The sequence below is a fragment of the Ruegeria sp. N11 genome (genome assembly GCF_056531525.1).
The window spans coordinates 41,831-66,847 of record NZ_JBQFLX010000024.1 but is presented as its reverse complement, the minus strand read 5'-3'; the positions used below and the strand labels follow the sequence as shown (position 1 = coordinate 66,847).

The window sequence follows — 25,017 nt, the reverse complement described above, 5'->3', positions numbered from 1 at the left end:
AGATGAGCGAACAGAACATCATCGAGATTAAGGGCGTCGAAAAACGCTTTGGGTCCTTTGTGGCGGTGTCCGATCTGAACCTGACTTTGAAAGAGGGTGAGTTCTTTTCGCTGCTGGGGCCATCGGGTTGCGGAAAGACAACGGCTTTACGCATTATTGCGGGCTTTCAGGATCATGAAGAGGGTGAAGTCCGGATCGATGGACGCACCATGGGCGAGGTGCCCGCAAACAAACGCCCGACAAATATGGTGTTCCAAAGCTATGCGATCTTTCCACATCTGAATGTGGGCGACAATGTCGGGTTCGGTTTGCGCAAGACAAAGCTGTCGCGGAAGGAAATCAAGGAACGCGTTGCCGAAGCGCTTGAGATGGTGGAACTTGGCGGCTTGCAGGACCGCAAGGCCAACGAGTTGTCGGGCGGGCAGCGGCAACGTGTGGCGCTTGCACGGGCGCTGGTCATGCGGCCAAAGGTGTTGTTGCTGGATGAACCACTGTCCGCGCTGGACAAAAACCTGCGCGAAGCGATGCAGTTGGAAATGCGCCGCCTGCAGCAGAAGCTTGGCATTACCTTCGTGATGGTGACGCATGATCAATACGAAGCCATGACCATGTCCGACCGCATCGGTGTGATGTTTGCCGGTCAGCTCAAACAGGTCGACAGGCCCGAGGTTCTGTACTCGCAGCCATGCAACCGGGAAGTGGCCGCTTTCATCGGCGGTATGAACTTTCTGAACGCCGAGGTTACGGGCGAGAACGCTGAAACACTTGAGGTCAATGTTCAGGGGTTCGGAAAATTGACGATTGGGGTAAACCCGAATGTTCAGGTGCATGACAAAGACCTGCTGGTCGGGATTCGGCCAGAACAACTGGAAATCGCAGCCGGTAAACCGGATGGATATGACGCCTGCGCCCAAGGCGAGGTGACGGACGTCGCCTTCTACGGTGAAAGCGTCCACTACTATGTCCGTGTCGATGGTCTGGCTGACAGCATCGCCGTTGCGGTTCCTAACTACTTTCACACTGTCGATCACAGCCGCGGCGATACCGTATGGCTTGGCGTTCAAAGCGCGTCGGTGATCGATCTGGGCAAACGTGACACATGAATCTTTGGGAGGAGAAAATGAGTAAAGCAGCATCAATAGCGGCAGCCGTGGTTGCCACCTTTACCGCCAGCCAAGCGCTGGCCAACGCGGCGGACCTGACCGTCTTCGACTGGTCCGGATACGAGGATCAGGGATTCTACGGCGACTATGTCGAAAAGTACGGCGGCGCGCCCAGCTATACCTATTTCGGCAGCGTGGAAGAAGCGTTCACCAAGCTTCAGTCCGGGTTTGAAGCCGATCTGGCCCATCCCTGCACGGATGCGCTGAGGAAATGGGTCGCGGCGGATATGCTAAAGCCGATCGATACCAGTAAGCTTGAAAATTGGGACAAGCTGATGCCCAAGATCAAGGAAGTCGATGGCATCACGATCGACGGGCAGACCTATATGGTGCCGTTCGAGTGGGGCAACACCGGCCTGATCTATCGCACCGACATGATTTCGGCGGATGATGTGTCGCTGCAACTGCTCGCGGATCCTGCCTATCAGGGCAAGGTTGCCATTCCGGATGCTGCCTCCAGCGCATTTGCCATGGCCGCATTGGCGACAGGGGCCTCCAGCTATACCGATATGAGCGACGAGGAATTCCAGAAGGCGGCGGATTACCTGCGCGCGATTCATCCCAATGTGCGCTTCTACTGGTCCGATGCGGGACAATTGGACCAGGCGATTGCCAGCGGCGAGGTGACACTGGGTTGGGGCTGGAACCAGTCGGAACTGAACCTGATCTGGAACGAAACCCCGGCCGTCATGATGCGTGATGTGGACAAGGGTATCGCCACCTGGGTCTGCGGCTATGTGCATCTGAAATCCGCCAAGCAGTCGGATGAGCAGGTCTATGACATGCTGAACGCGCTCAGCTCTGCCGCCAGCGGCAAGTACATCATCGAAAGCTGGGGGTATGCCCATGCCAACGAAGACGCGTTTGCACAAGCAGACCCGGAGCTGATCGAAACCTATGGTTTCTCGGACGTGGACAGCTTCTTTGAGGGCAGCCTGTTCTTCGACGCGGTCAACCCCGAGCTGGAAGCCAAGATGCTGAAAGAGTTCGAGCGCATCAAAGCAGGCTTCTAAGCAGACCTTAACAACACAACCGGGAATGGCGGGACAGACGGTCCCTCCATTCCCACGACAACATTTCCAATTTTCTGGAGGAAGCGCGGCAATGTCAGGCGCTGACGGATATTCTGTTCTTTTCGAACCGGTTCGGATCGGGCCAGTGACGGCCCGAAACCGGTTCTACCAGGTGCCCCACTGCAACGGTATGGGGCATCTCAGACCTCAGGCCGAGGCTGCCATGCGGGCGATGAAGGCCGAGGGTGGTTGGGCTGTCGTGTCCAATCAAGAGACGGAAATCCATCCGACGTCCGACCTGTCGCCTTTCGCCGAAAACCGGCTCTGGGATGAGCGGGATATTCCCGCCCTGCGCCTGATGACCGAGGCGGTGCACGAGAAGGGCTCGCTGGCGGCCATCGAACTGGCGCACAACGGCCACCATGCGCAAAACCACCTGAGCCGCGCGCCCTTGCTGGCCCCATCAGAGCTCGCCCTGCAAACCGCGTATCCCAAGCAGGCCCGCGCGATGGACAAGTCTGACATTCGCGAGTTTCGCAAGTGGCACCGTGCGGCGGCGCGACGCTCGCGTGAGGCGGGTTTCGATATTGTTTATATCTATGCCGGTCATCACATGACCCTGCCGCATCACTTTCTGTTGCCGCAGTTCAACGACCGGACCGATGAATATGGCGGTTCGTTGGAAAACCGGGTGCGCCTGACCCGGGAGCTTCTGGAAGAAACCAAAGAAGAGGTCGGCGATGATTGTGCCATCGCCCTTCGGTTCGCGGTCGACGAAATGCTGGGGCCCGACGGGATGCAGGCGCAGGAAGAAGGCCGTGCCGTTGTTGAACTGCTGGCAGAGCTGCCGGATCTCTGGGACGTCAACGTCGCGAATTGGAGCAATGATTCTGCGACAACCCGTTTTGAACCCCGCGACGGTTTTCAAACTTCGTATATCGAATTCGTCAAACAGGTCACGTCCAAGCCCGTTGTTGGTGTCGGGCGCTTTACGTCTCCGGACCTGATGGTGTCGCTGGTCAGGAAAGGTATCCTTGATTTCATCGGCGCGGCACGACCGTCCATTGCCGATCCTTTTCTGCCCAACAAAATCAAGGAAGGTCGCATCGAAGAAATCCGCGAGTGCATTGGATGCAATATCTGCGTTTCAGCGGATTCCTTGGGAGTGCCTATCCGGTGTACTCAGAACCCGACTATGGGCGAAGAGTGGCGGCGTGGTTGGCATCCTGAAATCATAGAGCGCCGGGGAAAAGAGGAAGCCGCGCTTGTTGTTGGCAGCGGGCCAGCTGGGCTGGAATGCGCTATGCAACTGGCGCGGCGTGGCTACGACGTAACTCTGGCCGAAGCAAAGCAAGAGCTTGGCGGCCGCGTGTTGCAGGAGTCCGGCCTGACCGGCCTGTCTGCCTGGAAACGCGTGGCAGATCACAGGATTTACGACCTGCAACAGCGCGGGAACGTTCAACTGTTCACGGACAGCCGCTTGTCGGCGAATGAGGTTGTTGAACTGGGCATTCCCAACGTCTTTCTGGCAACCGGTTCAACTTGGCGGCGGGATGGTCGCGGGAAATCCGCATTTTGCGGCATAGCAATAGAGGCTGGCACCCGGGTTTTCACTCCGGATGACATCATGTCAGGGCAGGTGCCGCAGGGCGGTCCTGTTCTGATCTATGACGATGATCAGGCATATCTTGGTGGCGTGCTGGCGGATCATCTGGCTCAGGCCAGGCATGAGGTTGTTTTTGTGACCCCGGCCTCGATGGTTTCGCCATTTACCGAATTGACGTTGGAACAGATCAAAGTTCAGCGCAGTCTGTTGGAAAAGGGCGTTCGATTGGTTCTGTCCAAGACCCTGGCCAGCATCGCGCCCGGTCAGGCAAAAGTACAATGCGCCTATACCGGCCGAGAACAATCCATCGAATGCAGTTCTGTGGTTTTGATCACGCAGCGAACGCGAGAAACCGGCCTCTATGATGAACTTCGTGGTTTGACCGACAGCCTGCTGACAAAGCTAGAACTGATCGGCGACGCGGCAAACCCCGGTTTGATCGCGGACGCTGTATTCTCGGGTCACATGGCTGCCAGGAATTTCGAACGCGACGCGGGCGACATCGACCGCGAGTATTTCCGCCGGGAAATCGTTTCCCTTGAAGCTGAATGAGGTGCGCCATGCCAAAAGATGACTTGCAAGTAATGCGCGAACTGATGGAGGCGCAGCGGGAAGGGTTCGCCTTGCCGCGCCATTTCTATACCTCTCAGGCGGTTTATGACAACGACATCAGTACGTTCTGGAACCGCAACTGGATCTGGGTCGGGCATGTCACCCAGATCGCTGAACCGGGTGACTATTTCCTGTTCGATTACGGCCCCGAGTCCGTGATCATCGTTCGGGATCGCGAGGGTGAGGTGCGCGCGCATCTGAATGTCTGTCGTCACCGGGGATCGCGGGTTTGCATTGAACAGAAAGGCAAGGCGCGCAGTTTCATTTGCCCCTATCACGCGTGGACCTTCGACCTGAACGGCAAGCTGCGAAACGGGCGATCAATGGGCCCGGACTTTGATCCCGGCCAGTACGGGTTGTTCCCGGTTCAGGTGAAGATTTTCCAAGGCCTGATTTTTGTCTGTGTCGCTGAAGACGCCCCGCCTTTGGATGCTGCGCTGGAAAGGCTGGCCCCGCTTTCAAAGCCATTCGATCTAGAGAACCTGAAGGTCGCGCATGAAGCCTCATATCCGGTTCCGGCAAATTGGAAGCTGGCCTTGGAGAACTATCTGGAATGCTACCACTGCGCACCATCCCATCAGGATTATTCCCGCAGTCATTCCCTGAAAGACCCGGCGCAAGTTCTGGAATTCAGCGGGGCACTTCACGAGCGGATGGAAGAAGCCGGAATTCCTGCTGAACAACTGGACCTCACCGGGGAAAATGCAGTCGCGCCGGGTGCAGATGTCTACTGGCGGCGCTACCCGCTGTTCCCCGGCTATTTGACGGGAAGCAAGGATGGCGCGCCTCTGGCGCCACCCTTGGGTGATCTGAAAACGCACGATGGCGGCGCCACCGATCTGGGAATCGGGATGCTCAACTACTTCCTCGTCTACGCAGATCATGTAGTTGGTTATCGGTTCGTCCCACGCGCCCTTCAGGAAACGGACATTCAGATCGTCTGGTACGTGCGCGGCGACGCTGAAGAAGGTCGCGACTATGACAAGGATGCGCTGACATGGCTTTGGCATGTCACGTCGCTCGATGACGAACGGATCATCCGCCACAATCAGGAAGGCGTGAATTCACACCATTTCGTCCCGGGGCCGCTGTCCGAGATGGAATGGAGCATTCCCGGCTTCTATCGCAACTACTTCAGCATGATCTGAGACGCGCAAAATTCGGAGAAGAACGATGACAGAAATTACGCAGCGCAGATCGAGACGGCGCGGGGGCGGGCGTGAAGCACGCGCGGCCGTGCGGACCAGCAATACCGCCTCGCAGGCAATCTGGCCCGGCGTCCCCGGTGGTCGGTACAAGCCGCTGTCAGACGCCGATATGGCACGCATCCACGAAGCCGCGCTCGGCATTCTGGAACGCACAGGCGTCGGCGATCCCACGCAGGAAGTCCTTGATCTTGTGCTGCCCAAGGGGGCGAAGGTAAACGAGCATGGCAGGCTGTGCTTTCCGCGCGCATTGATGGAAGACCTGTTGGCCAAGGCGGCCAGTGAATTCTATGTTCATGCACGCGGAACGCGGGCCGGCAAGGACGACATGCATTGCACCAAGGACAAGGTGTATTACGCAAACTCCGGCACCGCTGTGACAACGTTCGACGCCGAAACACGCAGCTACCGGCCATCAACCCTCAAGGACATCTACGACTTCACCCGTCTGGTGGATCGGCTCGACAATATTCACATGACCGGCGACACGGTTCTGGCAACGGATGTTCCGCAGGATTACGAGCATGACATGAGCATGCTCTATGCCATTCTGGCAGGTAGCGAAAAACCGTCCTGCCTGACCTTCCGCACGCGCGAGCATATTCAGGACGCGATCCATCTGTTCGATCTGGCTTCGGGTGGGGAGGGCAAGTTCCTTGAAAAGCCCTCGGTCATCTTTGGTGGCTGCCCAATCGTTTCTCCCCTTCGCTTTGGGCGTGAAAATCTGGAAATCCTGATCGATACCGCGAAAATGGGCCTCGTCTGCGATCTTGCAGTTCCGCCGCAAGCTGGGGCGACATCACCTGCGCCGCTGGCGGGGACCTTGGCGCAGGCGGTGGCCGAGACCCTGTCATGCGTCGCCATTGCCAACCTAATCAACCCGGGCACACCGGTCGTCTTCGCGGCCTGGCCTTTCATCACCGATCTGCGCACCGGGTCGTTCACGGGCGGCAGCGGTGAACAGGCGCTGATTTCGGCCGCAGCCATTCAGATGGGCAATTTTTACAACCTGCCGACCAGCGTCGGATGTGGCATGACGGATTCCAAGATCCCCGACGCGCAATATGGTCTGGAAAAGGCGTTGACCTTCGCCTTGGCGGCCCATGCGGGGGCCAACCGGCTCTGCGAATTTGGCGGGATGGTCGGCAGTCTGATGGGGTGCAGCTTCGAGTCCATGGTCATCGACAATGAGGCCGCCGGAATGATCTCGCGAACGCTCCGTGGTATCGAGGTGAGTGACGAGACGCTTTCCGTCGACGTCATCCATGAATGTGCGATTGACCCCGGCCACTTCCTCGGCAACGCGCAGACCTTGCAATACATGGAGACCGAATATGTCTATCCGACCCTGTTAGACCGGGAACTGACCGACACATGGGAAAAAGCCGGGCGTCAGGACATGTTTGAACGCAGCCGCTCGGTGGTGGATGACATTCTGTCCAATCACTACCCGAACTACTTTGGCAGCAAGGCCGATGCGGAAGTGCGTTCGAGGTTCCCGATCAAACTGCCGCCCGAGGCGATGCGGGCGGGGTGAACTCTGCGGTTAACAGCAAAGGCATCGCAACGTGCAGGATTGCGATGCCGCGCTGTGGTAGTGCCTAAGTCCAAAACGCGCCCTTGTGCGTCAAGTCTTCGATTGCCAGACGGCCTCCAATTTCAAGAAGGCCGACCGTCTGGTTCAACTCGCCTACTGACTTGCCAAATCCAACCACCCTTTTCCGCGCCCTTTTTTGGGTTCTGAATCCACAAGGCAAGGCAATCACGAACCCGCCGGCCCCTCCGGTTGCGTCTCGTGGTTCAAGCGGCGCAAGTCGTTTATCATTGCTTTGGCCAGCGAGGTGCACATGAGCTGCAACACTACGCTGAACGGATCATCTGTCCTTTGACAGTACCGGAAGTTCCTTCGCCGTATCCCACACCAACGGCAAGGTTTCGACGATCGGGTTTCCGCAAGGCGCGCCGATCATCGAACGGTTCCCGGATGCGGGACCCATTGTTGCAGCCACTTTCTCGGGTCCTGAAAACGTTTTGATAGGTGCCGGTGCCGATGGAACACTGCGCATGGAAAGTGCAGCCCTGTCGCCATTGGGTGACGTGGTGCAGGCGCACAGTCAGAGCATCGTGGATATCGGAGTTGCGCGCGAAACGCCGGTGTTGGCGACATTAGGCCGGGATCAGCAGGTTCGTCTGTGGCGGGTCAACCCGGAACCGGGCGATGGCGATATGCTGGCCTTGCCGGACGGGACGAAAGCGCTGGGGGTAGCGTACAGCCCGAATGGCACGTCGATTGCCGTGGGCGACGACAATGGCAAAGTCTGGATCTGGCATGTCGGGTCGGCGATGAAACCCATGTTGCTAAGGGGGCACGGCGATCAGGTCTGGGCCGCGGCGTTTTCAGCTGATGGCCAAATGCTTGTGACAGGTGACAGAGACGGCGACATTCGTGTCTGGGACACTGCGACCATGCAGTCAAAGCAGCGTTTTAACCTGGGCAAAACGCCGGTCTGGTCGGTAGCGGCTGCGGGACCTTCTGCGTTCTTCGCGGCAACTGGGTCCGGACTGTTTCGCTTGGATGTGTCTGAGAGCATCGCCGTCAACCCGGTTGAACCGGGCGAAATCGCCCTGAACCGCGTCGCGGTTTCGCCCGACGAAACCCGCGTTGCTGCCGCGTCACCGGACGGAAAACTCTACATCTGGACGACGGCCAATAATCAGTTGGAACGGGTTATCGAAGCGGACGATAATACCGTGTGGAGCGTTGCTTTCAGTGCCGACAGCGCGCGGATCGCATCCGCCTCGAGCGACGAGGTGGTCAAGATCTGGGATGTGCAAACCGGTGCTGAAATGGCCTCATATGGTGGCCATAAGGGCGGCGCGACCGATCTTGCCTTTCTGGCGGATGGCGCAACATTGGTTGCCATCGACAGATCCGGTGAGCTTCATTGGTGGGATACGGTTGCCAATTGGCGGCTCATGCCTGTCCAAAGGGTACATAAGGGACCAAGCTGGCGTATCGCTCTGGCGCCCGGCGGCCAGACCTTTGCGACATCGGGTGAAGAGGGAACCGTCCGTATCTGGGACAGGCTGAGCCTGGAGATTGCCTGTGCGCTGGGCGGCCCGACTTTCGACAAGAGGCGCAGGGGACAGTATCTGGTCAGCGCGGAACCGTCGACAAGTTGCGATCGACCGGAGCGTTAGCGCGCGTCTGGCGGCTCACTTTCTTCAAAACGCCCGATGTAGTAGTCTGCGCCAATGGGAAGAAGGAGGCCGCTGCAATGGACTACTACGACCTTGGAAACTACTCCCGGCCGGTTTCGACCACGTCAAACGAGGCGCAACTTTGGTTCGACCGGGGCCTGGCCTGGACGTATGCCTACAATCACGAAGAAGCAATCGCGTGTTTTCGTAAAGCCGTGGGCGCTGATCCCGGTTGCGCCATGGCCCATTGGGGCATCGCCTATTGCATCGGCCCCAACTACAACAAACCCTGGGAGGCTTTCGAGGAAGAGGAAAAGCCTGACTGCATCGATGTGGCCGGTGCCTCGGTCAAGACCGCCTTGGCGTTGCTGGATGATGTTACTCCGGCCGAACGAGCCCTGATCGAAGCGTTGTCGGCGCGCTATCCCGAGACGGCAGAGATTGCGGACTTTGCGCCTTGGAATGACGCCTTTGCCAATGCCATGCGCGAGGTCCATGCAAAACACCCAAACGATCCGGATATCTGCGCGATTTTTGCCGAGGCGATCATGAACCGCACACCCTGGCAGCTTTGGGATTTGCCGACAGGACAACCGGCCGAGGGTGCAGACACCGAAGAGGCCATCGCCGTTCTCGACAAGGTATTCGAAACGCTTCCGGGTGCCTGGGCACATGCCGGGCTGTTGCACATGTATATTCACCTTATGGAGATGTCCCCGCACCCCGAGCGGGCATTGCGCCATGGCGATGCGCTGAGCACTTTGGTGCCTGATGCGGGCCATCTGTTGCATATGCCGACCCACGTGGACGTGCTTTGCGGGGATTACATGAATGTGGTGCTGCGCAACGAAGCGGCAATTGTGGCGGACCGGAAGTTTCTGAAACGCGAGGGAGCGGACAATTTCTATTCGGTCTACCGGTGTCACAACTACCATTTTAAAATCTACGGCGCGATGTTTCTGGGTCAGCCCACTGCCGCGCTGGAAGCGGCCGATGAACTGATCGCGACCCTGCCGTCAGAAACGCTGCGCCCAATGGCAGACTGGTTCGAGGGTTTCATCCCGATGAAACAGCACGTGTTGATCCGGTTCGGGCGATGGCAGGATATTCTGGATCAGTCCTTGCCCGACGATGAAGAGCTGTACAGCGTTACGCGCGCTATGATGCGCTACGCGCGAACAGTGGCGTTGGCCAATACTCAGCGTCTGGAGGAGGCGGAAACGGAACGAGACCTGTTCTATCAGGCGCTGGATCGGGTGCCGGACAGCCGGATGCTGTTCAATAACACCTGCCGCGATATCCTGAAGGTGGCCGAACAGATGATGCTGGGCGAGCTGGCCTATCATCAGGGGCAGTTTGAAAAGGCCTTTGAACACCTGCGCAAATCGGTCGAAATCGACGATAACCTGCCATATGACGAGCCGTGGGGCTGGATGCAGCCGACCCGCCATGCGCTGGGCGCGCTGTTACTTGAACAGGGGCAGGTCGAAGAAGCCGAGGCGGTTTATCGTGCCGATCTGGGGCTTGATGCAACGCTCAGCCGAGCCTGTCAGCATCCGGGCAATGTCTGGAGCCTGCATGGTTTGCATGAATGTCTGAGGCGGCGTGGCGAAACGGTGGAGGCAGCGCACATCAAGCTCCAGCTCGACAAGGCGGTCGCGCGTGCGGACGTTCCGATCCGCGCGTCCTGCTATTGTCGTCAGAAAAACCTGGCCGCAGCGTAAGAACCTCGGTGTCGAAGGCGCGGGGCAAACCGGCCCCACACCGTTGACGGACTTAGCCTTGTTCAATGACCTTGCGCGCCACCCGGAAACACTCCAGCGCCTGCGGTACGCCGCAATAGATGCCGATCACGTGAATGATTGCCCTAATCTCTTCGGTGGTGACACCGTTGTTGATGGCACCCCGGCAGTGGATTTCCCATTCATGCATCTTGCCGAGCGCGCCGATCATTGACAGGTTCATCATCGAACGCGTCTTTGCGTCGATGACGTCATCACCCCAACCGAACCCCCAGCACCACGCGGTCATGGCTTCCTGAAAAGGGCGGGTGAAATCGTCGGCGGCTGCCAGATTTTTCTCGACATATTCAGCGCCCAGCGTTGCTTTTCGCTGTTCCAGTCCTATCAGAAAAAGGTCTTCGTCAAAGATGTTCGCCATTCGGAACCTCCGGTTGGTTTGGGTGAATTCAGGGCTACAGGCGATGCCTGTACAGGTGATCATAATGCGGCTTCATCCGGCGATGAACCTGCCGGACCCTTTCGGGTGCATCTTCGATCGAGATGTGCTTGCGTGGCTGTGGCGCAAGGCCGGTGGAGTTGGCCAGATTGGCGTGAAACGATCCGCCATCCCACCAGCTATGGGCAGACGGATCGCAGCCAGCCTCCCAGGTCAGAGCGTCTTCAATGAATGGTATTCCTATGGAATCGCAAAACTTTTGCGTCATGCTGTGCGGATCTTCCAGCAAGTCGTCGCTGTCGATCACGGGCGGCGGGGTGCCGTTCAGCGCTGTCAGCAGATCAAAAAGGGCGCGTTGCTCGGGGAAGCCGACTTCGCCTTCGGCAAAGTCCGGCCATTGCCGGTACATGGAAGTGATCGTCTTGGCAGGATCGCGGATTAGGAAAGCGTGAGTGAAATGAGACAGCAGCTCAGCATCCCACATGTGATTGATATAATGCGGAAAATCCTTGAGGAACACCGGCCCCTTGCGCGCGCGCCTGGACGTCTTCCCAAACACTTTCAAGGGTCAGGCCCGGCGTGGTCTTTTCGCCCGGCCGAAAGCGATGCCAAAGCGGTTCTTCGCCCTGATACCACGCTTCACCAAAGGGTTCGTGCAGGCAATCGAGATCGCCACGCTGGCGCATCATCCACTCGAAGGCCGTCGAGGTTGACCGGGGTACAGCCCAGAGCGCGAAGATTTGGTGCATTTGTACGACCTTTCAACTGCCATTCTTGTCTTTGTACAAGGCAAAATCCTGGCTACAGACGCCGCAGAAGCTGCCCGTGAGGTGTCTGGGGTGCGATGCCAAGCGATTTGAAGATGCGCCAGTACAGCGCGATGTCGTGGCCGATCACGGGCTTGCTGATTGCGGCCTCGAGATCATCGGCCAGATGCAAGGGACGTTGCGGAAGACCGCCTGGACCGGTTCGGAAATTGCACATGCCGTTGATCAGGATCGCGTCGGCCTTCGGGGCTTTGTCGGCAACATATTCGAAACTGTGGCGGGCCAGATCGCCGTCGAACACCCAGCGATGGCTGTTGACCTCTTCCTGGCTGGAAAACCAACCCTGATCGTGAAAATTGCCGGCCCAGACCACGTCAAACCCGGCCTCGCGCAGGAAGCCGACGGTGCCCTGCCACCATTCGGGCCAGTGATAGGCCGCGTTAAGGGCGACCTTCTCGATGTTCATGTCCCGAAGCGCTTCGACCATGGCATAGCCTGCCATGTGAAACTCCGTGCCGTGTTTGTCGGACAAATCAGCACAGTGCTGCCGCACCCCGTCGACGCCCAGCCCGCAGGCATGGACCCAGTTCGACCCGACCTGACCGCAGACATCCACGCCATTGCGTGACATGCAATGCACGAAATCTTCGAGCATGTCGAAGCTCTTTTTCCGCTGATCCAGCCCGTGGACGTAATCCGGGACATGCAGCATCCAGCCATGAACGCCGACGGTTTCGGGGCACATGCGCAGGAAGTCCGATGGCCCGGCATCGAAATCGAACGGCGGAGAGGTAAAGCCGACCTGATAAGGAAAAAGCTTGTGTTCAGGCCGCCATTCTCCGGGCATCAGCATAATCGGCCTGTCCTTTCGAAGACTGATAAAATTCGACGCATTCCCTGGGACAAAGGCATCGGCGTCATTCGACGGCCTCGCGCATCCATTGTTGCAATTTGGCGATCGAATGTTCCGACATCACGCCGCAACCCGGGTCCAGCACCAGCGGGCCGGGACGATAGCCGCGCGACTTGAGCCCGCGGTGCACGGATTCGACAAGGCGGATGTCTTCCTCGACCGTGGTTTCCCGGTCCTGTACGGCCAGTTGTCGGATCACTGCGCTTTCCGAACCGCCCTCGGTATACCAGCCCCGCCAGACGGTGCAGTGATCGGCATCGTTGGCGCGCCAGTGATAGGTGTTCAGCACGTTGCCCGGGTAGCACTGGAACGAGAACATCGGCCACAGAAACCATGACTGGTAATCGCCCGCATGCGGTACTGACAGGTCAATAGGGTAGGTCATCTTTTCCAGGCTCTGACATTCGGTCGTGTGACGCAGCACATAGCCGCCGCTTGCGTCGGGTTGAATGTCATAGGTCTCGGGCTTGACCACGCCTTCGGCAAAGGTCGGGTGATTGGTCGGGCAGTGGTAGCATTCCGAGTAATTCTCGATACTGACCTTCCAGTTGCAGTTTTCCGGAATTTCCACCCATTCCAGCGGTTCCAGATTGTCGATGTTCGGAACAAAGGCGCGGATTTCTTCGCGCACACCGGGATACCATTCATCCATCGGTGCGGCGTCATCGCCGAGATTGACGAAGATAAAGCCGTTGAAGACCTCGGTGCGGACAGGGGTCAGGCAGATGGCGCTGCGGTCAAAGCCAGGGACGGATTTGATGTTGGGACCGGCGCGCAGTTGGCCGGACAACTCGTAGGTCCAGGCGTGATAGGGGCAGACGACGACGCGCGTGTTGCCCGCGCCGGTGACCATCTCGTGCGCACGATGCTGGCAGACGTTGTAGAAGGTGCGGATTTCGCCATCGCGGCCGCGGATGCAGAACAGGCTTTGCCCGGCGATCTCAAAGGCGAAGTAATCCCCGGTCTCGCGGACCTGCGCGATGTGGCCCGCGAACTGCCACGTACGGGCCAGCAGACCCTGCAACTCCTGCCCGAATATGGCGGGATCGGTATAGTATCGGGCGTCAAGGGAATGGGTCAGGGGGGCGTTCATTCGGGCTCCTCCGCGTAGAGGCCAAGTTGGTGTCTGCGTTGGTGAAACCGTTCCACCCGCTCGACGATCTCATCGCTGGACACCGCGATCACGAAAGACAGCAGTGTTTCCAGCAAAGCGATGGTCGAAACGGAGGACGGGAAGAACTGTGGTGTGTCGGCGGCGACGACAAAACCGTGATGTGCGTTCAGGATCACCGGGCTGGCCGGGCTGTCCGAAATGCCGACGACGGTCAGGCCTTGCTGGCGGGCCAGCTTGATCGCTTCGATCACCTCGGTCCGGTAGGGGCGGCAGGTGATCGCGATCAAAACGTCCTGTTCATCGGCCCAGGCCAGATCATCCACCGGGGTCGAGCCGGGTCGCGGGATGGCGTGGAACTGTTTCATTCCGGTCGAGGCCAGATAGGTGAAATTGCGCGCGTTCGAGTTGTTGACGCCGACCCCCAGCGTGAAGATCTGGCGGCTGCTCCAGATGTCTTCTGCGGCAGCTTTCAGCTTTGTGGCGTCGATACCGGCAAAGGTTTCTTCGATGTTGCGAATCGCGGCGCCGACCATATCGGCGTAAAGCCCGCCCAGTTCGCCCGACTTGCCAATGTCCTGCAACCAGCGGGCACGGTCGGGAAACGACACGCTGCCCTTGCGAATCGCTTCGCGGAAGGGCGCGCGGAAATCCTCGTACCCATCGAAGCCGACCTGACGCGCCATGCGGACAAAGGTGTTGGGCTTCACTTTTGCCGCTTCGGCGATCTCGCGCACGGTCGAGACCCCAACGTCGCTTGGGTTTTCCAGCACATAACGCGCGGCTTTCTGCGCCTCGGGGGTGAGGGCGTCCCATTCCTGACTCAGGCGGTTCAGAACGATTGATGATACATTTGTGTCATTCATGATTGACGATGGTACATTTGTGGAATTAGCCTGTCGAGCAGAAACGCGACTCGGGAAGAGGAAAAATCATGTCCGGGAACGAATTGCCGTCACAGGCCCGTGTGGTCATCGTCGGAGGCGGTGTTATGGGGGTCGGTCTGGCCTATCATCTGGCGCATGAAGGGTGGGGCGGTGATATCGTCCTGCTGGAGAAGGCTGAACTGACCAGCGGCAGCACCTGGCATGCGGCGGGCCAGATCACGCATTCGACCTCGAGCTTTGGGCTGGGCAAATGCGTGGACTACAACATCGGCCTGTATTCCGGCCAGCTGGAGGCTGAGACCGGCCAACCCGTCACATGGCATGGCTGCGGCTCGTTCCGGCTGGCCTATACCGAGGACGAGATGGACTGGTTGCGCCACACGTTGTCGGTGGGCCGGTCGCTGGGGTTCAACATCGAGCTGGTCGGCCCCGAGAAGGTCGCCGAGCTGCATCCGTTCTATAATCTCGAGGGCGTTCTGGGTGCGCTCTATACGCCAGATGACGGGCATGTGGATCCGACCAATGTAACAATGGCGATGGCGACCGGCGCGCGTCAGAAAGGCGTGCGAATCTTCCGCAATTGCCGCGCCACCAACATCACGCAGGCCGAAAATGGCGAGTGGGTGGTCGAAACCGAGTTGGGCACCATCACCTGCGAGCATGTGGTGAACGCGGGCGGCACCTATGCCCGGCAGATGGGTGAATGGTCCGGTTTGCAACTGCCGATGACTTCGATGACCCACCATTACTTCGTGACCGAGCCGGTGCCGGAGTTCCAGAACCTGGATAAGGAGCTGCCGGTGATCCGCGATGACCGCAAAGTCTCAGGCTATATCCGGATGGAGCAGCAGCGCGGGCTGATCGGGATTTATGAGAAGGAAAACCCGAACTCGGTCTGGCACGATCATTGCCCGTGGGAATACGAGAACTGGCTGTTCGACGCGGATTACGACCGGGTGATGCCGTGGCTTGAGGAAAGCCTGAACCGGATGCCGATTTTTGCCGATCTGGGTATTCAGCGCGATGTGCATGGGGCGATCTCGCATCCGCCGGATGGCAATCCGCTGATTGGGCCCGCGCCCGGTGTGCGGAACTACTGGTGCTGCTGCGGGACGCAGATCGGCATTGGCTGGGGCCCCGGCCTGACCCGTGAACTGGCGCGCTGGATGGTTCACGGGGCAGCGGATATCTCGATGCGCGAATTCGATCCGCGACGGTTTGGCAGCTATGCCAACAAGGATTGGCAGGTGATCAAGGCGGAAGAGGATTACTGCCTGCGCCACGAAATCCCCTTTCCGCATTTCAACCGTCTGGCGGGGCGCCCGATCAAGCCGTCCACTCTGTATGAGTTACTGAAATCCAAAGGCGCGGTGCACGAGGAGGTCTATGGTTTCGAACGCCCCCGCTGGTTCGCGCGGGACGGCGTGGAGCAGCGCGATCACTATTCCTTCCGCCGTACATCTGCCGATGACATGGTCGCGGCTGAAGTCAAAGCGGTGCGCGAACGCGTGGGTATCATGGATGTCACCGCCTTCACCAAGGTCGAGGTCTCGGGGCCGGATGCTTATGCCCTGCTGGACCGGCTGACCGCCAACCGGATGCCGCAGAAGGTCGGCTCGATCACGCTGACCCATATGCTGAACCGGCGTGGCCGGATCGAATTGGAGACGACCATTGTCCGCATGGCCGAGGATCGGTTCTATCTGGTCTGTGCGGCATTCTTCGAACAGCGCCTGCTGGATCATCTGGCGCAACAGCGCGCAGGTGAGGATGTTCAGATCACCGCATTGTCCGCAGACTGGTCGGCCCTGTCGCTGAACGGTCCCCGCTCGCGGGACGTGTTGGCGCGGTGCACCGACGCCGATCTGACCAATGCCGGGTTCCGCTGGCTTTCAGCGCAGGAGATCGCCATCGCGGGCCACAAGGTCTGGGCCTTCCGCATGTCCTATGCCGGAGAGCTGGGTTGGGAACTGCACATGCCCAACGCGGCCTGCCGGGATGTCTACAACGCGTTGTGGGTGGCAGGCGAGGCCCATGGCATCACCGATTATGGCAGCTTTGCCATGAACGTGATGCGGATGGAGAAGGCCTTCAAGGGCGCGGGTGAACTGACCAACGAGGTCACGTTGGCCGAGGCAGACGTGCTGCGCTTTGCCCAGACGGACAAGGACTACCTGGGTAAGGACAAGACCCTGAACACTGACCTGCCCTGGGTGTGTGCATATCTCGAAATCGAGCCGGATGGTGTTGCGGATGGCCATGGTGGAGAAGCCGTGATGCTGGACGGGCGTGTCGTGGGGTCGACCGCTTCGGTGGTCTATGGTCACACGGTCGGCAAGATCCTGGCCTTTGCCTATGTCAAACCCGACGCGGCCGCGCCCGGAACCGCAGTAGAGGTCGTGATCCACGGCAAGCCCCGCGCGGGCCGTATTCTTGGTCAGCCGGCCTATGACCCCGAAAGCCTGCGGCCCCGCACAGACGCAATAATGGAGACCGCGTGATGAGCCTGCCCGATACGATGAAAGCCATGGTCACGATGGGTCACGGCGGGCTGGAGCAGATGGTGCTGCACACGGACTGGCCGCGTCCCAATCCCGCCGCCGGAGAAGTTCTGATCAAAGTCGCCGCCTGCGGTCTGAACAACACTGACGTGAACACGCGATCCGGCTGGTATTCCAAGACCGTGACTGATGCGACAACCGGCGGCGCGTTCGAAGAGGTTGGCGAAGAGGACCCCACATGGGGTGGCAATCCCATCACTTTCCCCCGCATTCAGGGCGCGGATATCTGCGGACACATCGTGGCCGTGGGCGAAGGTGTCGACCCCAGGTTGATCGGCGATCGTGTCATTACCGATGGATGGCTGCGCGATCCGGCGGACCCGGGTAATATGGACAAGACCGGGTATTTCGGATCCGAGCGGGATGGCGGCTTTGCGGAATATGCTACGACACTGGCCGTGAATGCGGCGCCGATCACTTCGGATCTTTCGGATGCAGAACTGGCAACGTTTTCATGCTCTTACTCGACAGCCGAAGGGATGCTGACCCGAGCCAACGTGACCGAAAAAGACACGGTGCTGGTGCCCGGCGCGTCCGGCGGTGTTGGGGGCGCTCTGGTTCAGTTGGCCAAGCGCCGCGGTGCGCGCGTGATCGCGCTGGCGTCCGAGGCGAAGCATGCCGATGTGGCGGAACTTGGCCCTGACGTGATCCTGCCCCGCGGACCGGAAAACCTGCGGGCGGCGCTGGGCGACGAGAAGATCACCGTGGTTGCCGATGTGGTAGGTGGCCCCTACTGGCCGACCCTGATCGACATTCTGGAACGAAGTGGTCGGTATACCTGTTCCGGCGCTATTGCGGGCCCGATGGTCGAGTTTGACCTGCGGACTTTCTATCTGCGCGACCTGACCTTTACCGGCTCGACCGTGATCGACCCGCAGGTAATGCGGAACCTCGTGAAGTATATCGAAGCCGGTGAGATTAAGCCCGCGCTCGCCGCGACCTTTCCGCTGGAGGATTTGCGCGAGGCGCAGGCAGCCTTCATCGCCAAACAACACACCGGCAATATTGTGGTGATCCCATGACACTTGATGACGTACTGGAAGCGGCCCGGCTGGTGCATCAGGCACATCCTGATCTTGCCGCTTTCGGGGCCTGGCCCGATGATCTGGCCCCTACAGGTCTGCAGCCTGGCCCCATACCGGCGACCGATCTGGTGCGTGACTTTGCCGAGGACGGCGGGGAGCCGACCCGCGATCTGGTCGCGGCGATCAAGGCGACGGCGCATCTGGCGCAGTGGAAGCTGACCTATACCGAAGAGGAGGTCGGCGCGGATTTTCTGAACCGGTTTGGTTATTACGAACTGTTTGGTCCGACAGGGCATTTCCACTCGACTCAGCTGCGGGGCTACGTCGCGTACTGGGGCGCCGGTCTGAACTATGATTGGCACAGCCATCAGGCTGAGGAGCTGTATCTGACTCTGGCGGGCGGGGCGGTGTTCCGGGTCGACGGAAACGAGGCCTTCGTCGGCCCTAACGAAACGCGGCATCACGAAAGCTGGCAAAGCCACGCCATGACCACGACAGAACAGCCGATCCTGACCTTTGTCCTGTGGCGCGGCGACGGGATGGGCGATCTGCCCAGAATGGAAGCTGCATGAAGATCAACCGTATCCGCGTCTTCCAGACCGGGCTGCCCTATGTAGGCGGTGCGTATGTCTGGGGCGCGGGCAACGCGATCGAAACGGCCACCGCCTCGGTTGTTGTGATCGACACCGACGCCGGATTGCAGGGCTGTGGCGAGTTCACACCCTGCGGCGAGAACTACATGGTGGCGCATTCCGAAGGTGTTCCTGCACTCGCACGTCTGGTGGCACCAAAGCTGTTGGGGGAAGACCCGCGTCAGGTCGGGCGGATCGAACGGCTTCTGGATCATCTGGTGCAGGGGCACGGCTATGCCAAGGCCCCGTTCGATGCCGCATGCTGGGATATTCTGGGGCAGGCCTGTGATCAACCGGTGTGGATGCTGCTGGGCGGAAAGCTGACCGACGGTGCGCCGATGTACCGGGTGGCCCCACAAAAGGCGGTGGACGAGACCGTGGCCGAGATGGATCGCTACCGGGATCAGGGCTATCGCCAGTTTCAGGTCAAAGTCGGCGGCGATTGGGTCACCGATATTGATCGTATCCGCACCACAGTGCCGCTGTTGGAGCCGGGTGAAAAGGCGATGGCCGATGCCAATCAGGGCTGGGGCGTGGACAATGCGATCCGGGTGGCGCGTGCCACGCGTGATCTGGATTTCATTCTGGAACAGCCCTGCCGCACCTATGAAGAATGCCAGCAGGTGCGCCGTGTCGCCGAACAGCCGATGAAGCTGGACGAATGTCTGACCGGCATCCACATGGCGCAGCGGATCGTGGCGGATCGCGGGGCCGAGATCTGCTGTCTGAAGATCTCGAACCTCGGGGGGCTCAGTAAGGCGCGGCGGGTGCGGGATTATCTGGTCGATAACCGAATTCCGGTGGTCAGTGAGGATACCTGGGGTGGTGAGATCACATCCTCGGTCGTGGCACATTTCGCGGCCTCGACCCCTGCAGAGTATCTGCAGAACACCACCGATCTGATGAACTACAACACGCGGTCGACCGGAATCGGCGGTCCGGTGTCGCGTGATGGCAAGCTTTACGCCTCTGATGCGCCAGGGCTGGGCGTAACCCCTGATTTCGAAAGCCTCGGCGCGCCGATAGAGGAGTTCCGCCTATGAGACCACAAGCAACGGCAACTCAAATGATTGACGACGCCCGTGTTCGGGTGACGCGATTTGACTTTGCGCCCGGTGGGGAAACCGGGTGGCATCGGCACGAGATGGACTATGTCATCACCGCCATCTCCGATTGCCATATGCGGCTGGAATTGCCCGATGGCTCGGTCAATGACGTGACGGTCCCGGCCGGATCCGCGTATCGGCGCGATGAAGGGGTCGAGCATAACGTTATCAATAACGGGGACAGCCCCATGTCCTTTGTCGAAGTGGAACTGAAATGAAGATCACCCGGATATCGGTCTATCACGTCGATCTGCCGTTGGAGCATCCCTATTGGTTGTCCGGCGGGCGGCTCAAGTTCGAGGTGCTGGATGCAACGCTGGTCAAAGTCGAAACGGATGAGGGCCTGACCGGCTGGGGCGAGGGCACGCCCTGGGGTCACACGTACGTGCCCGCACACGGGCCAGGTATTCGCGCCGGGATCGAGACGATGGCGCCGTTCGTCCTGGGCCTGGATCCGCGCAAAGTGTTGGATGTGGAACGTGCCATGGATCTTGCCTTACCCGGACATCTCTATGCAAAAAGCCCGATCGACATGGCCTGCTGGGACATCGCCGGTCAGGCGGCGGGCCTGCCCATTGCCGACCTTATGGGCGGCGGGTCACGGACACCGCGTCCGATTGCTTCGTCCGTGGGTGCAAAGACCGTGGAAGAAACCCGCGCGGTGATCGAGCGCTATCGCAGCCGTGGCTACATCGCCCATTCGGTGAAAATTGGTGGAGATGTCGAACGCGACATTGCCCGTGTCCGCGATGTCGAAAGCATCCGGCGACCGGGTGAGATCATCCTTTATGACGTCAACCGGGGCTGGACCCGGCAACAGGCGCTGCGGGTGATGAGTGCCTGCGAGGACCTGAACGTCACGTTCGAACAACCCGGTGAGACGCTGGACGACATTGCGGCGATTTCGGGCAGACATGCCTCGCCCGTTTCGGTGGATGAAAGCCTGGTCACCCTGCAGGATGCGACGCGCCTCGCACGGGATGGGCTTGCCGAGGTTTTCGGGATCAAACTGAACCGCGTCGGCGGCCTGACCAAGGCGGCGCGGATCCGTGATATCGCGCTGGCCCATGGTATTGACATGTTCGTGATGGCCACGGGCGGGTCGGTTCTAGCGGACACCGAAGCGCTGCATCTGGCCGCGACCATCCCGGATGACAACTGCCACGCGGTCTGGGCCTGTCAGGATATGATCACCCTCGATATCGCTGGCGGGCGCGGTCCGCGCAACATTGATGGCCACCTGCATCTGCCCGAAACGCCCGGCCTTGGTGTTTCGCCGGACGAGGATGCGCTGGGCGATCCGGTCGGAGCCTACCAATGAGGATCACCAAGATAACGCTCTGGTCCGTCGACCTGACAAGTCACGAAACCTATCACATGGCCGAGGGCAAGACCTGCGCGACAGTCAAAAGTCATATCCTGTGTCTGGACACGGATACCGGCTTGAAAGGCTGGGGCGAGGTCTGCCCGATCCCGCATTACCTTCCTGCCTATGCCGATGGGGTTCCCTCATCTGTGGCCGAGATGGGGTCGGAAATTCTTGGCATGTCTCCCTTCGGGGTCGATGCGCCCATGCGCAAGCTGGATGGGTTTCTGCAGGGGCATCTCTATGCCAAATCCATCGTGGATCTCGCGCTGTGGGACCTGTTTGGCAAGGCCTCGGGTCAGCCGGTCTATGCGCTGCTGGGCGGGCGGACACAGACGGATATGCCGCTGTACCACTCGATTACCTGCATCGCGCCAGATGACATGGCTCGGATCGCTAAGACCGCCTATCAGACAGGTATCCGCCAGTTTCAGGTCAAGCTGGGCGTCGAAGGCGACTGGCAGGCTGACGCCGAGCGGCTGATCAAGGTACGCGAGGCCGTGGGCCCGGGACCGCTGGTTTATGGCGACTGGAATTGCGGGGCATCGCGGCTGCAGGCGACGCGCACGGGCCGGGCGGTGGCGCATCTGGATGTGATGCTGGAACAGCCCTGCAAAACGCTAGAGGACTGCGCAGCAGTGCGTCAGGCGACCGGCCTGCCGATGAAGATCGACGAAAACGCTCATGATCTGGCGTCGCTGTTGAAGGCGCATGCGCTGGGCTGCATGGATGCTGTCGCTTTGAAAATCTCGAAATTCGGTGGGCTGTCGGCCATGCGCCGGGCGCGGGATCTGACCGTGCATCTGGGGGCCGAGATTTGCGCCGAATGCACCTGGGGGTCGGATATCGTGACGGCCGCGGCGCTGCATTTCGCAGCGTCGACACCGGCTGCGTCGCTGATGAATACCTGCGACCTGTCTTCCTATGTCTCCCCGCGCGTCTGCCCGGACGCACCAAACCGTGAAAATGGCCGGATTGCCCCGCCTGAGGGTCCGGGGTTAGGTGTTACCCCGGACCCGGAGGTTCTTGGCTCCCCAATATTGGAGATCGTTTGAGATGCTGAAAATCAATACTCAATCCGAATGGATCGCCCGCGCGAACGAGGTTCTGCCCGCCGGCGGGTTTGGCAATTTCGATCCGGGTATCATCATCGCCCGCGGCGAAGGCAGCCGCGTCTGGGATGAGGACGGCAAGGAGTATATCGATTACCTGATCGGCTCAGGGCCGATGCTGCTGGGCCATGGCCACCCCGAGGTGATGGAGGCGGTGCTGGAGCAATTGCCCAAGGGTATGACCTTTTTTGCCAACAATGCAAAGGGTGTCGAGCTGGCCGAAGCGATTGTCGATGCGGTGCCGTGTTGCGAGCAGATCCGCTTTGTCGCCTCGGGCGGTGAGGCGGATATGTATGCGATCCGGCTGGCCCGCGCCTATACCGGTCGCGACAAGATCCTGAAATTCGAAGGCGGTTATCACGGGATGAGCGCTGAGGCGCAGATGAGCCTGGCCCCCAGCCGCGAGGTCAACTTCCCGCAGGCCGTGCCCGACAGCGCAGGTATCCCGCAGGGCGTGGCCGACCAGATGCTGATCGCGCCTTTCAACGATCTCGAGGCGGTGTCGAACCTGTTGAATGAACATGACGACATTGCGGCCATCATGGTCGAGCCGCTGCAGCGGATCATCCCGCCCGAGCCAGGTTATCTGCAGGGGTTGCGCGATCTGTGCGACAAGCACAGTGTTCTGCTGATCTTCGATGAGATCGTGACCGGGTTTCGTCTGGCCTATGGCGGTGCGCAGGAGAAATACGGCGTGACGCCCGATATCTGCACGCTGGGCAAGATCACCGGTGGCGGTTTTCCCCTGGCGGCTCTTGGTGCCAGCGCCGAGATCATGAAGCATTTCGACAAGGTGAAGGTGGGCGAAGAGGGCTGGCTCATGCAGTTGGGCACGCTGTCCGGCAATCCGATCGCGTCCGTGGCCGGTTTGAAAACCATGGAGGTTCTGCGCCGCGACGGTGTCTATGACAAGCTGCGCGCAACCGGAAAGGCGCTGCAGACCATGCAGTCCGAAGCGTTGAGCGCCGCCGGTATCCCACACCGGATTTGCGGCGATGAGACACTGTTCGACATCTATTTCACCGCCAACACTTGCCGGGACTACCGCAGCGCGAAACATGACGACCCCCAGCGCAACGTCGTCTACAACGCCGCCTTGCGCGAGGCGGGTATCTTCAAGGCACCGGGTAAGCTGTACCCGTCGCTGGCCGTGACCGAAGCCGATCTGGAGCATACGCGCGCGGCGGTGGCAAAGGCGGTTGCGGCCATCGCCTAGGGGTTTTGACGCCCTGCGATCAGGTTTGCCCGGGCTTGCGCAATGGCCGATGGTCTGCGCAAGTCGCACCTGAGCAGTGTTCCGGGACACAGATCATCGTGAACGAACCCAACAAGCCCTGGCTCCGGGAATTTCGCAGATCATATTCTGCACAGGCCGGGCTGGGCCGAAGCCATGAAACAGGGGCTGAGACACCATGACATGTTGTTTGTCGGCGTGCATTGCCCGGTGCCTGAGCTGATCCGCAGAGAGGCCGCCCGCGGTGACCGTCCGCCCGGCAGTGTGGAACGGGACCAGCGGACAATTCACCGAGGCCGCCAATACGATCTGGAGGTTGATGCGATGGACGGGGTGGATGCCAACGTGGACGCGATCCTTGCGGCGTGGCGCAGTGGCACGCGCAAATCAGAGTTTGCGATCTTGCGTTGGGCGGCCCTGATCCTTAGCCGCGCGGCTGCGCCGCCGGGTAGACGCCCAGAATTTCAACGTTGGTCGTGAAGTGTTCCAGCTCGTCCATGGCCAATTGCACGTTGCGGTCCTCGGGGTGTCCAACGATGTCGGCGTAGAACTGGGTCGCGGTGAACGAGCCGTCGATCATGTAGCTTTCCAGCTTGGTCATGTTGATGCCGTTTGTCGCAAAACCGCCCATCGCCTTGTAAAGGGCGGCCGGGATGTTGCGCACCTGAAACACGAAGCTGGTGATCATGCCGTGATCCCCGCGTGGCGTCAGGTCGGACTGCCGGGACATGACCAGAAACCGGGTGGTGTTGTTGTCGCGGTCCTCGATATGGCGGGCCAGCACGTTCAGGCCGTAGATTTCTGCCGCAAGCTCGCTGGCAAGGGCCGCCGAATGCAGCTCGGCCTGTTCTGAAACCTCGCGCGCGGCGCGGGCGTTGTCGGGGCTGACACGGCCGCGAATGCCATGTTCCTTCAGAAATCCCGCGCATTGCGGCAGCAGCACCAGATGGGAATGCGCCTCGGTGATGTCTTCAAGCTTTGCGCCCGGAACGCCCAAAAGGTTGATGTGGACGCGCACGAAGGCCTCATCGATGATGTGCAGCCCGCTGTGCGGCAGCAGCCGGTGAATGTCGGCCACCCGGCCATAGGTCGTGTTCTCGACCGGCAACATCGCCAGATCCGCGTCACCGGCGCGAACCGATTCGATCACATCTTCGAAAGTGCGGCAGGGCAGGGCCTCCATATCGGGGCGCGCGTTGCGGCAAGCTTCGTGGCTGTAGGCGCCGGGCTCACCCTGAAATGCGATGCGATTGGTCATTTGGTCGATTCCGTGCAACAAGTTCTTGATTTGGGCGTTTAGTCGCGGTGTCTATACCTTGCCTCTT

23 protein-coding genes are annotated in these 25,017 nt (G+C 59.9%); 16 read left to right on the top strand and 7 right to left on the bottom strand.

The genetic code is table 11. The annotated features are described in order from the left end of the window. Positions 1 to 2 precede the first annotated feature (2 nt). The 7 genes from ACR0J8_RS20820 (at position 3) to ACR0J8_RS20790 (ending at position 10,524) form a co-directional block, all read left to right on the top strand. Positions 3 to 1,103, top strand: a complete 1,101-nt coding sequence (locus tag ACR0J8_RS20820) for an ABC transporter ATP-binding protein (protein WP_480892072.1) — start codon at positions 3 to 5, stop codon at positions 1,101 to 1,103. A gap of 17 nt (positions 1,104 to 1,120) precedes the next feature. Beyond that, positions 1,121 to 2,176, top strand: a complete 1,056-nt coding sequence (locus tag ACR0J8_RS20815) for an extracellular solute-binding protein (RefSeq protein WP_170613660.1) — start codon at positions 1,121 to 1,123, stop codon at positions 2,174 to 2,176. 91 nt (positions 2,177 to 2,267) lie between these two features. Continuing rightward, positions 2,268 to 4,334 (top strand): oxidoreductase, encoded by a 2,067-nt coding sequence (locus tag ACR0J8_RS20810; protein ID WP_480892069.1) that lies wholly within the window; start codon positions 2,268 to 2,270, stop codon positions 4,332 to 4,334. A gap of 8 nt (positions 4,335 to 4,342) precedes the next feature. Then, complete coding sequence (locus ACR0J8_RS20805) at positions 4,343 to 5,542, top strand: aromatic ring-hydroxylating oxygenase subunit alpha (protein WP_480526836.1); 1,200 nt, start codon at positions 4,343 to 4,345, stop codon at positions 5,540 to 5,542. A gap of 25 nt (positions 5,543 to 5,567) precedes the next feature. Then, entirely contained in the window at positions 5,568 to 7,136 is a 1,569-nt protein-coding gene (locus ACR0J8_RS20800) for a trimethylamine methyltransferase family protein (protein ID WP_480892066.1), read from the top strand. A 527-nt stretch (positions 7,137 to 7,663) separates the two neighbouring features. Continuing rightward, complete coding sequence (locus ACR0J8_RS20795; RefSeq protein ID WP_480892063.1) at positions 7,664 to 8,800, top strand: WD40 repeat domain-containing protein; 1,137 nt, start codon at positions 7,664 to 7,666, stop codon at positions 8,798 to 8,800. 77 nt (positions 8,801 to 8,877) lie between these two features. Further along, entirely contained in the window at positions 8,878 to 10,524 is a 1,647-nt protein-coding gene (locus tag ACR0J8_RS20790) for a hypothetical protein (RefSeq protein WP_480526841.1), read from the top strand. A gap of 52 nt (positions 10,525 to 10,576) precedes the next feature. On the opposite strand, the gene ACR0J8_RS20785 is transcribed toward ACR0J8_RS20790, so the two are convergent. The 6 genes from ACR0J8_RS20785 to ACR0J8_RS20760 all read right to left on the bottom strand — a co-directional run bounded on the left by ACR0J8_RS20785 (position 10,577) and on the right by ACR0J8_RS20760 (position 14,635). Further along, the gene (locus ACR0J8_RS20785; RefSeq protein WP_170613638.1) at positions 10,577 to 10,960 is read right to left on the bottom strand and encodes a carboxymuconolactone decarboxylase family protein; all 384 of its coding nucleotides are present in this window, start codon (positions 10,958 to 10,960) and stop codon (positions 10,577 to 10,579) included. A gap of 34 nt (positions 10,961 to 10,994) precedes the next feature. Beyond that, complete coding sequence (locus ACR0J8_RS20780) at positions 10,995 to 11,498, bottom strand: sulfotransferase-like domain-containing protein (RefSeq protein WP_480892060.1); 504 nt, start codon at positions 11,496 to 11,498, stop codon at positions 10,995 to 10,997. Next, complete coding sequence (locus ACR0J8_RS20775) at positions 11,449 to 11,727, bottom strand: hypothetical protein (RefSeq protein WP_480892057.1); 279 nt, start codon at positions 11,725 to 11,727, stop codon at positions 11,449 to 11,451. The genes ACR0J8_RS20780 and ACR0J8_RS20775 overlap by 50 nt, the downstream gene beginning before the upstream one ends. Positions 11,728 to 11,779: 52 nt before the next feature. Next, positions 11,780 to 12,598 (bottom strand): hypothetical protein, encoded by an 819-nt coding sequence (locus ACR0J8_RS20770; RefSeq protein WP_480526845.1) that lies wholly within the window; start codon positions 12,596 to 12,598, stop codon positions 11,780 to 11,782. Positions 12,599 to 12,662: 64 nt separating this feature from the next. Beyond that, positions 12,663 to 13,751: an aromatic ring-hydroxylating oxygenase subunit alpha gene (locus tag ACR0J8_RS20765; RefSeq protein ID WP_480892054.1), complete on the bottom strand. Its 1,089-nt coding sequence runs from the start codon at positions 13,749 to 13,751 to the stop codon at positions 12,663 to 12,665. Continuing rightward, the gene (locus tag ACR0J8_RS20760) at positions 13,748 to 14,635 is read right to left on the bottom strand and encodes a MurR/RpiR family transcriptional regulator (RefSeq protein WP_480526848.1); all 888 of its coding nucleotides are present in this window, start codon (positions 14,633 to 14,635) and stop codon (positions 13,748 to 13,750) included. The genes ACR0J8_RS20765 and ACR0J8_RS20760 overlap by 4 nt, the downstream gene beginning before the upstream one ends. A 68-nt stretch (positions 14,636 to 14,703) precedes the next feature. Here ACR0J8_RS20760 and ACR0J8_RS20755 point away from each other — a divergent pair, with 68 nt between their 5' ends. The 9 genes from ACR0J8_RS20755 to ACR0J8_RS20715 all read left to right on the top strand — a co-directional run bounded on the left by ACR0J8_RS20755 (position 14,704) and on the right by ACR0J8_RS20715 (position 24,172). Then, positions 14,704 to 17,157: an FAD-dependent oxidoreductase gene (locus ACR0J8_RS20755; protein WP_480892050.1), complete on the top strand. Its 2,454-nt coding sequence runs from the start codon at positions 14,704 to 14,706 to the stop codon at positions 17,155 to 17,157. Beyond that, positions 17,157 to 18,239 carry an alcohol dehydrogenase family protein gene (locus ACR0J8_RS20750; protein ID WP_480526851.1) on the top strand — a complete coding sequence of 361 codons (1,083 nt, stop codon included), beginning with the start codon at positions 17,157 to 17,159 and terminating at the stop codon, positions 18,237 to 18,239. Before ACR0J8_RS20755 ends, ACR0J8_RS20750 begins: the two co-directional genes overlap by 1 nt. Continuing rightward, entirely contained in the window at positions 18,236 to 18,814 is a 579-nt protein-coding gene (locus tag ACR0J8_RS20745) for a dimethylsulfonioproprionate lyase family protein (RefSeq protein ID WP_480526852.1), read from the top strand. Before ACR0J8_RS20750 ends, ACR0J8_RS20745 begins: the two co-directional genes overlap by 4 nt. Beyond that, on the top strand, positions 18,811 to 19,917 hold the full coding sequence (locus ACR0J8_RS20740; RefSeq protein ID WP_480526854.1) for a mandelate racemase/muconate lactonizing enzyme family protein: 1,107 nt from the start codon (positions 18,811 to 18,813) through the stop codon (positions 19,915 to 19,917). The genes ACR0J8_RS20745 and ACR0J8_RS20740 overlap by 4 nt, the downstream gene beginning before the upstream one ends. After that, entirely contained in the window at positions 19,914 to 20,198 is a 285-nt protein-coding gene (locus ACR0J8_RS20735) for a cupin domain-containing protein (protein WP_170806027.1), read from the top strand. The genes ACR0J8_RS20740 and ACR0J8_RS20735 overlap by 4 nt, the downstream gene beginning before the upstream one ends. Then, positions 20,195 to 21,301, top strand: coding sequence for a mandelate racemase/muconate lactonizing enzyme family protein (locus tag ACR0J8_RS20730; RefSeq protein WP_480892045.1), 1,107 nt, complete (start codon positions 20,195 to 20,197; stop codon positions 21,299 to 21,301). The genes ACR0J8_RS20735 and ACR0J8_RS20730 overlap by 4 nt, the downstream gene beginning before the upstream one ends. Beyond that, a complete protein-coding gene (locus ACR0J8_RS20725) occupies positions 21,298 to 22,401 on the top strand; it encodes a mandelate racemase/muconate lactonizing enzyme family protein (protein WP_480526859.1) in 1,104 nt (367 codons plus the stop codon). Before ACR0J8_RS20730 ends, ACR0J8_RS20725 begins: the two co-directional genes overlap by 4 nt. Position 22,402: 1 nt before the next feature. After that, positions 22,403 to 23,674, top strand: coding sequence for an aspartate aminotransferase family protein (locus ACR0J8_RS20720; protein ID WP_480526861.1), 1,272 nt, complete (start codon positions 22,403 to 22,405; stop codon positions 23,672 to 23,674). A gap of 144 nt (positions 23,675 to 23,818) precedes the next feature. Continuing rightward, positions 23,819 to 24,172 carry a phosphotransferase-like protein gene (locus ACR0J8_RS20715; protein WP_480892090.1) on the top strand — a complete coding sequence of 118 codons (354 nt, stop codon included), beginning with the start codon at positions 23,819 to 23,821 and terminating at the stop codon, positions 24,170 to 24,172. On the opposite strand, the gene ACR0J8_RS20710 is transcribed toward ACR0J8_RS20715, so the two are convergent. Next, the gene (locus ACR0J8_RS20710) at positions 24,117 to 24,950 is read right to left on the bottom strand and encodes a prephenate dehydratase (RefSeq protein WP_170613612.1); all 834 of its coding nucleotides are present in this window, start codon (positions 24,948 to 24,950) and stop codon (positions 24,117 to 24,119) included. The genes ACR0J8_RS20715 and ACR0J8_RS20710 overlap by 56 nt on opposite strands. Between the last annotated feature and the right edge of the window lie 67 nt (positions 24,951 to 25,017).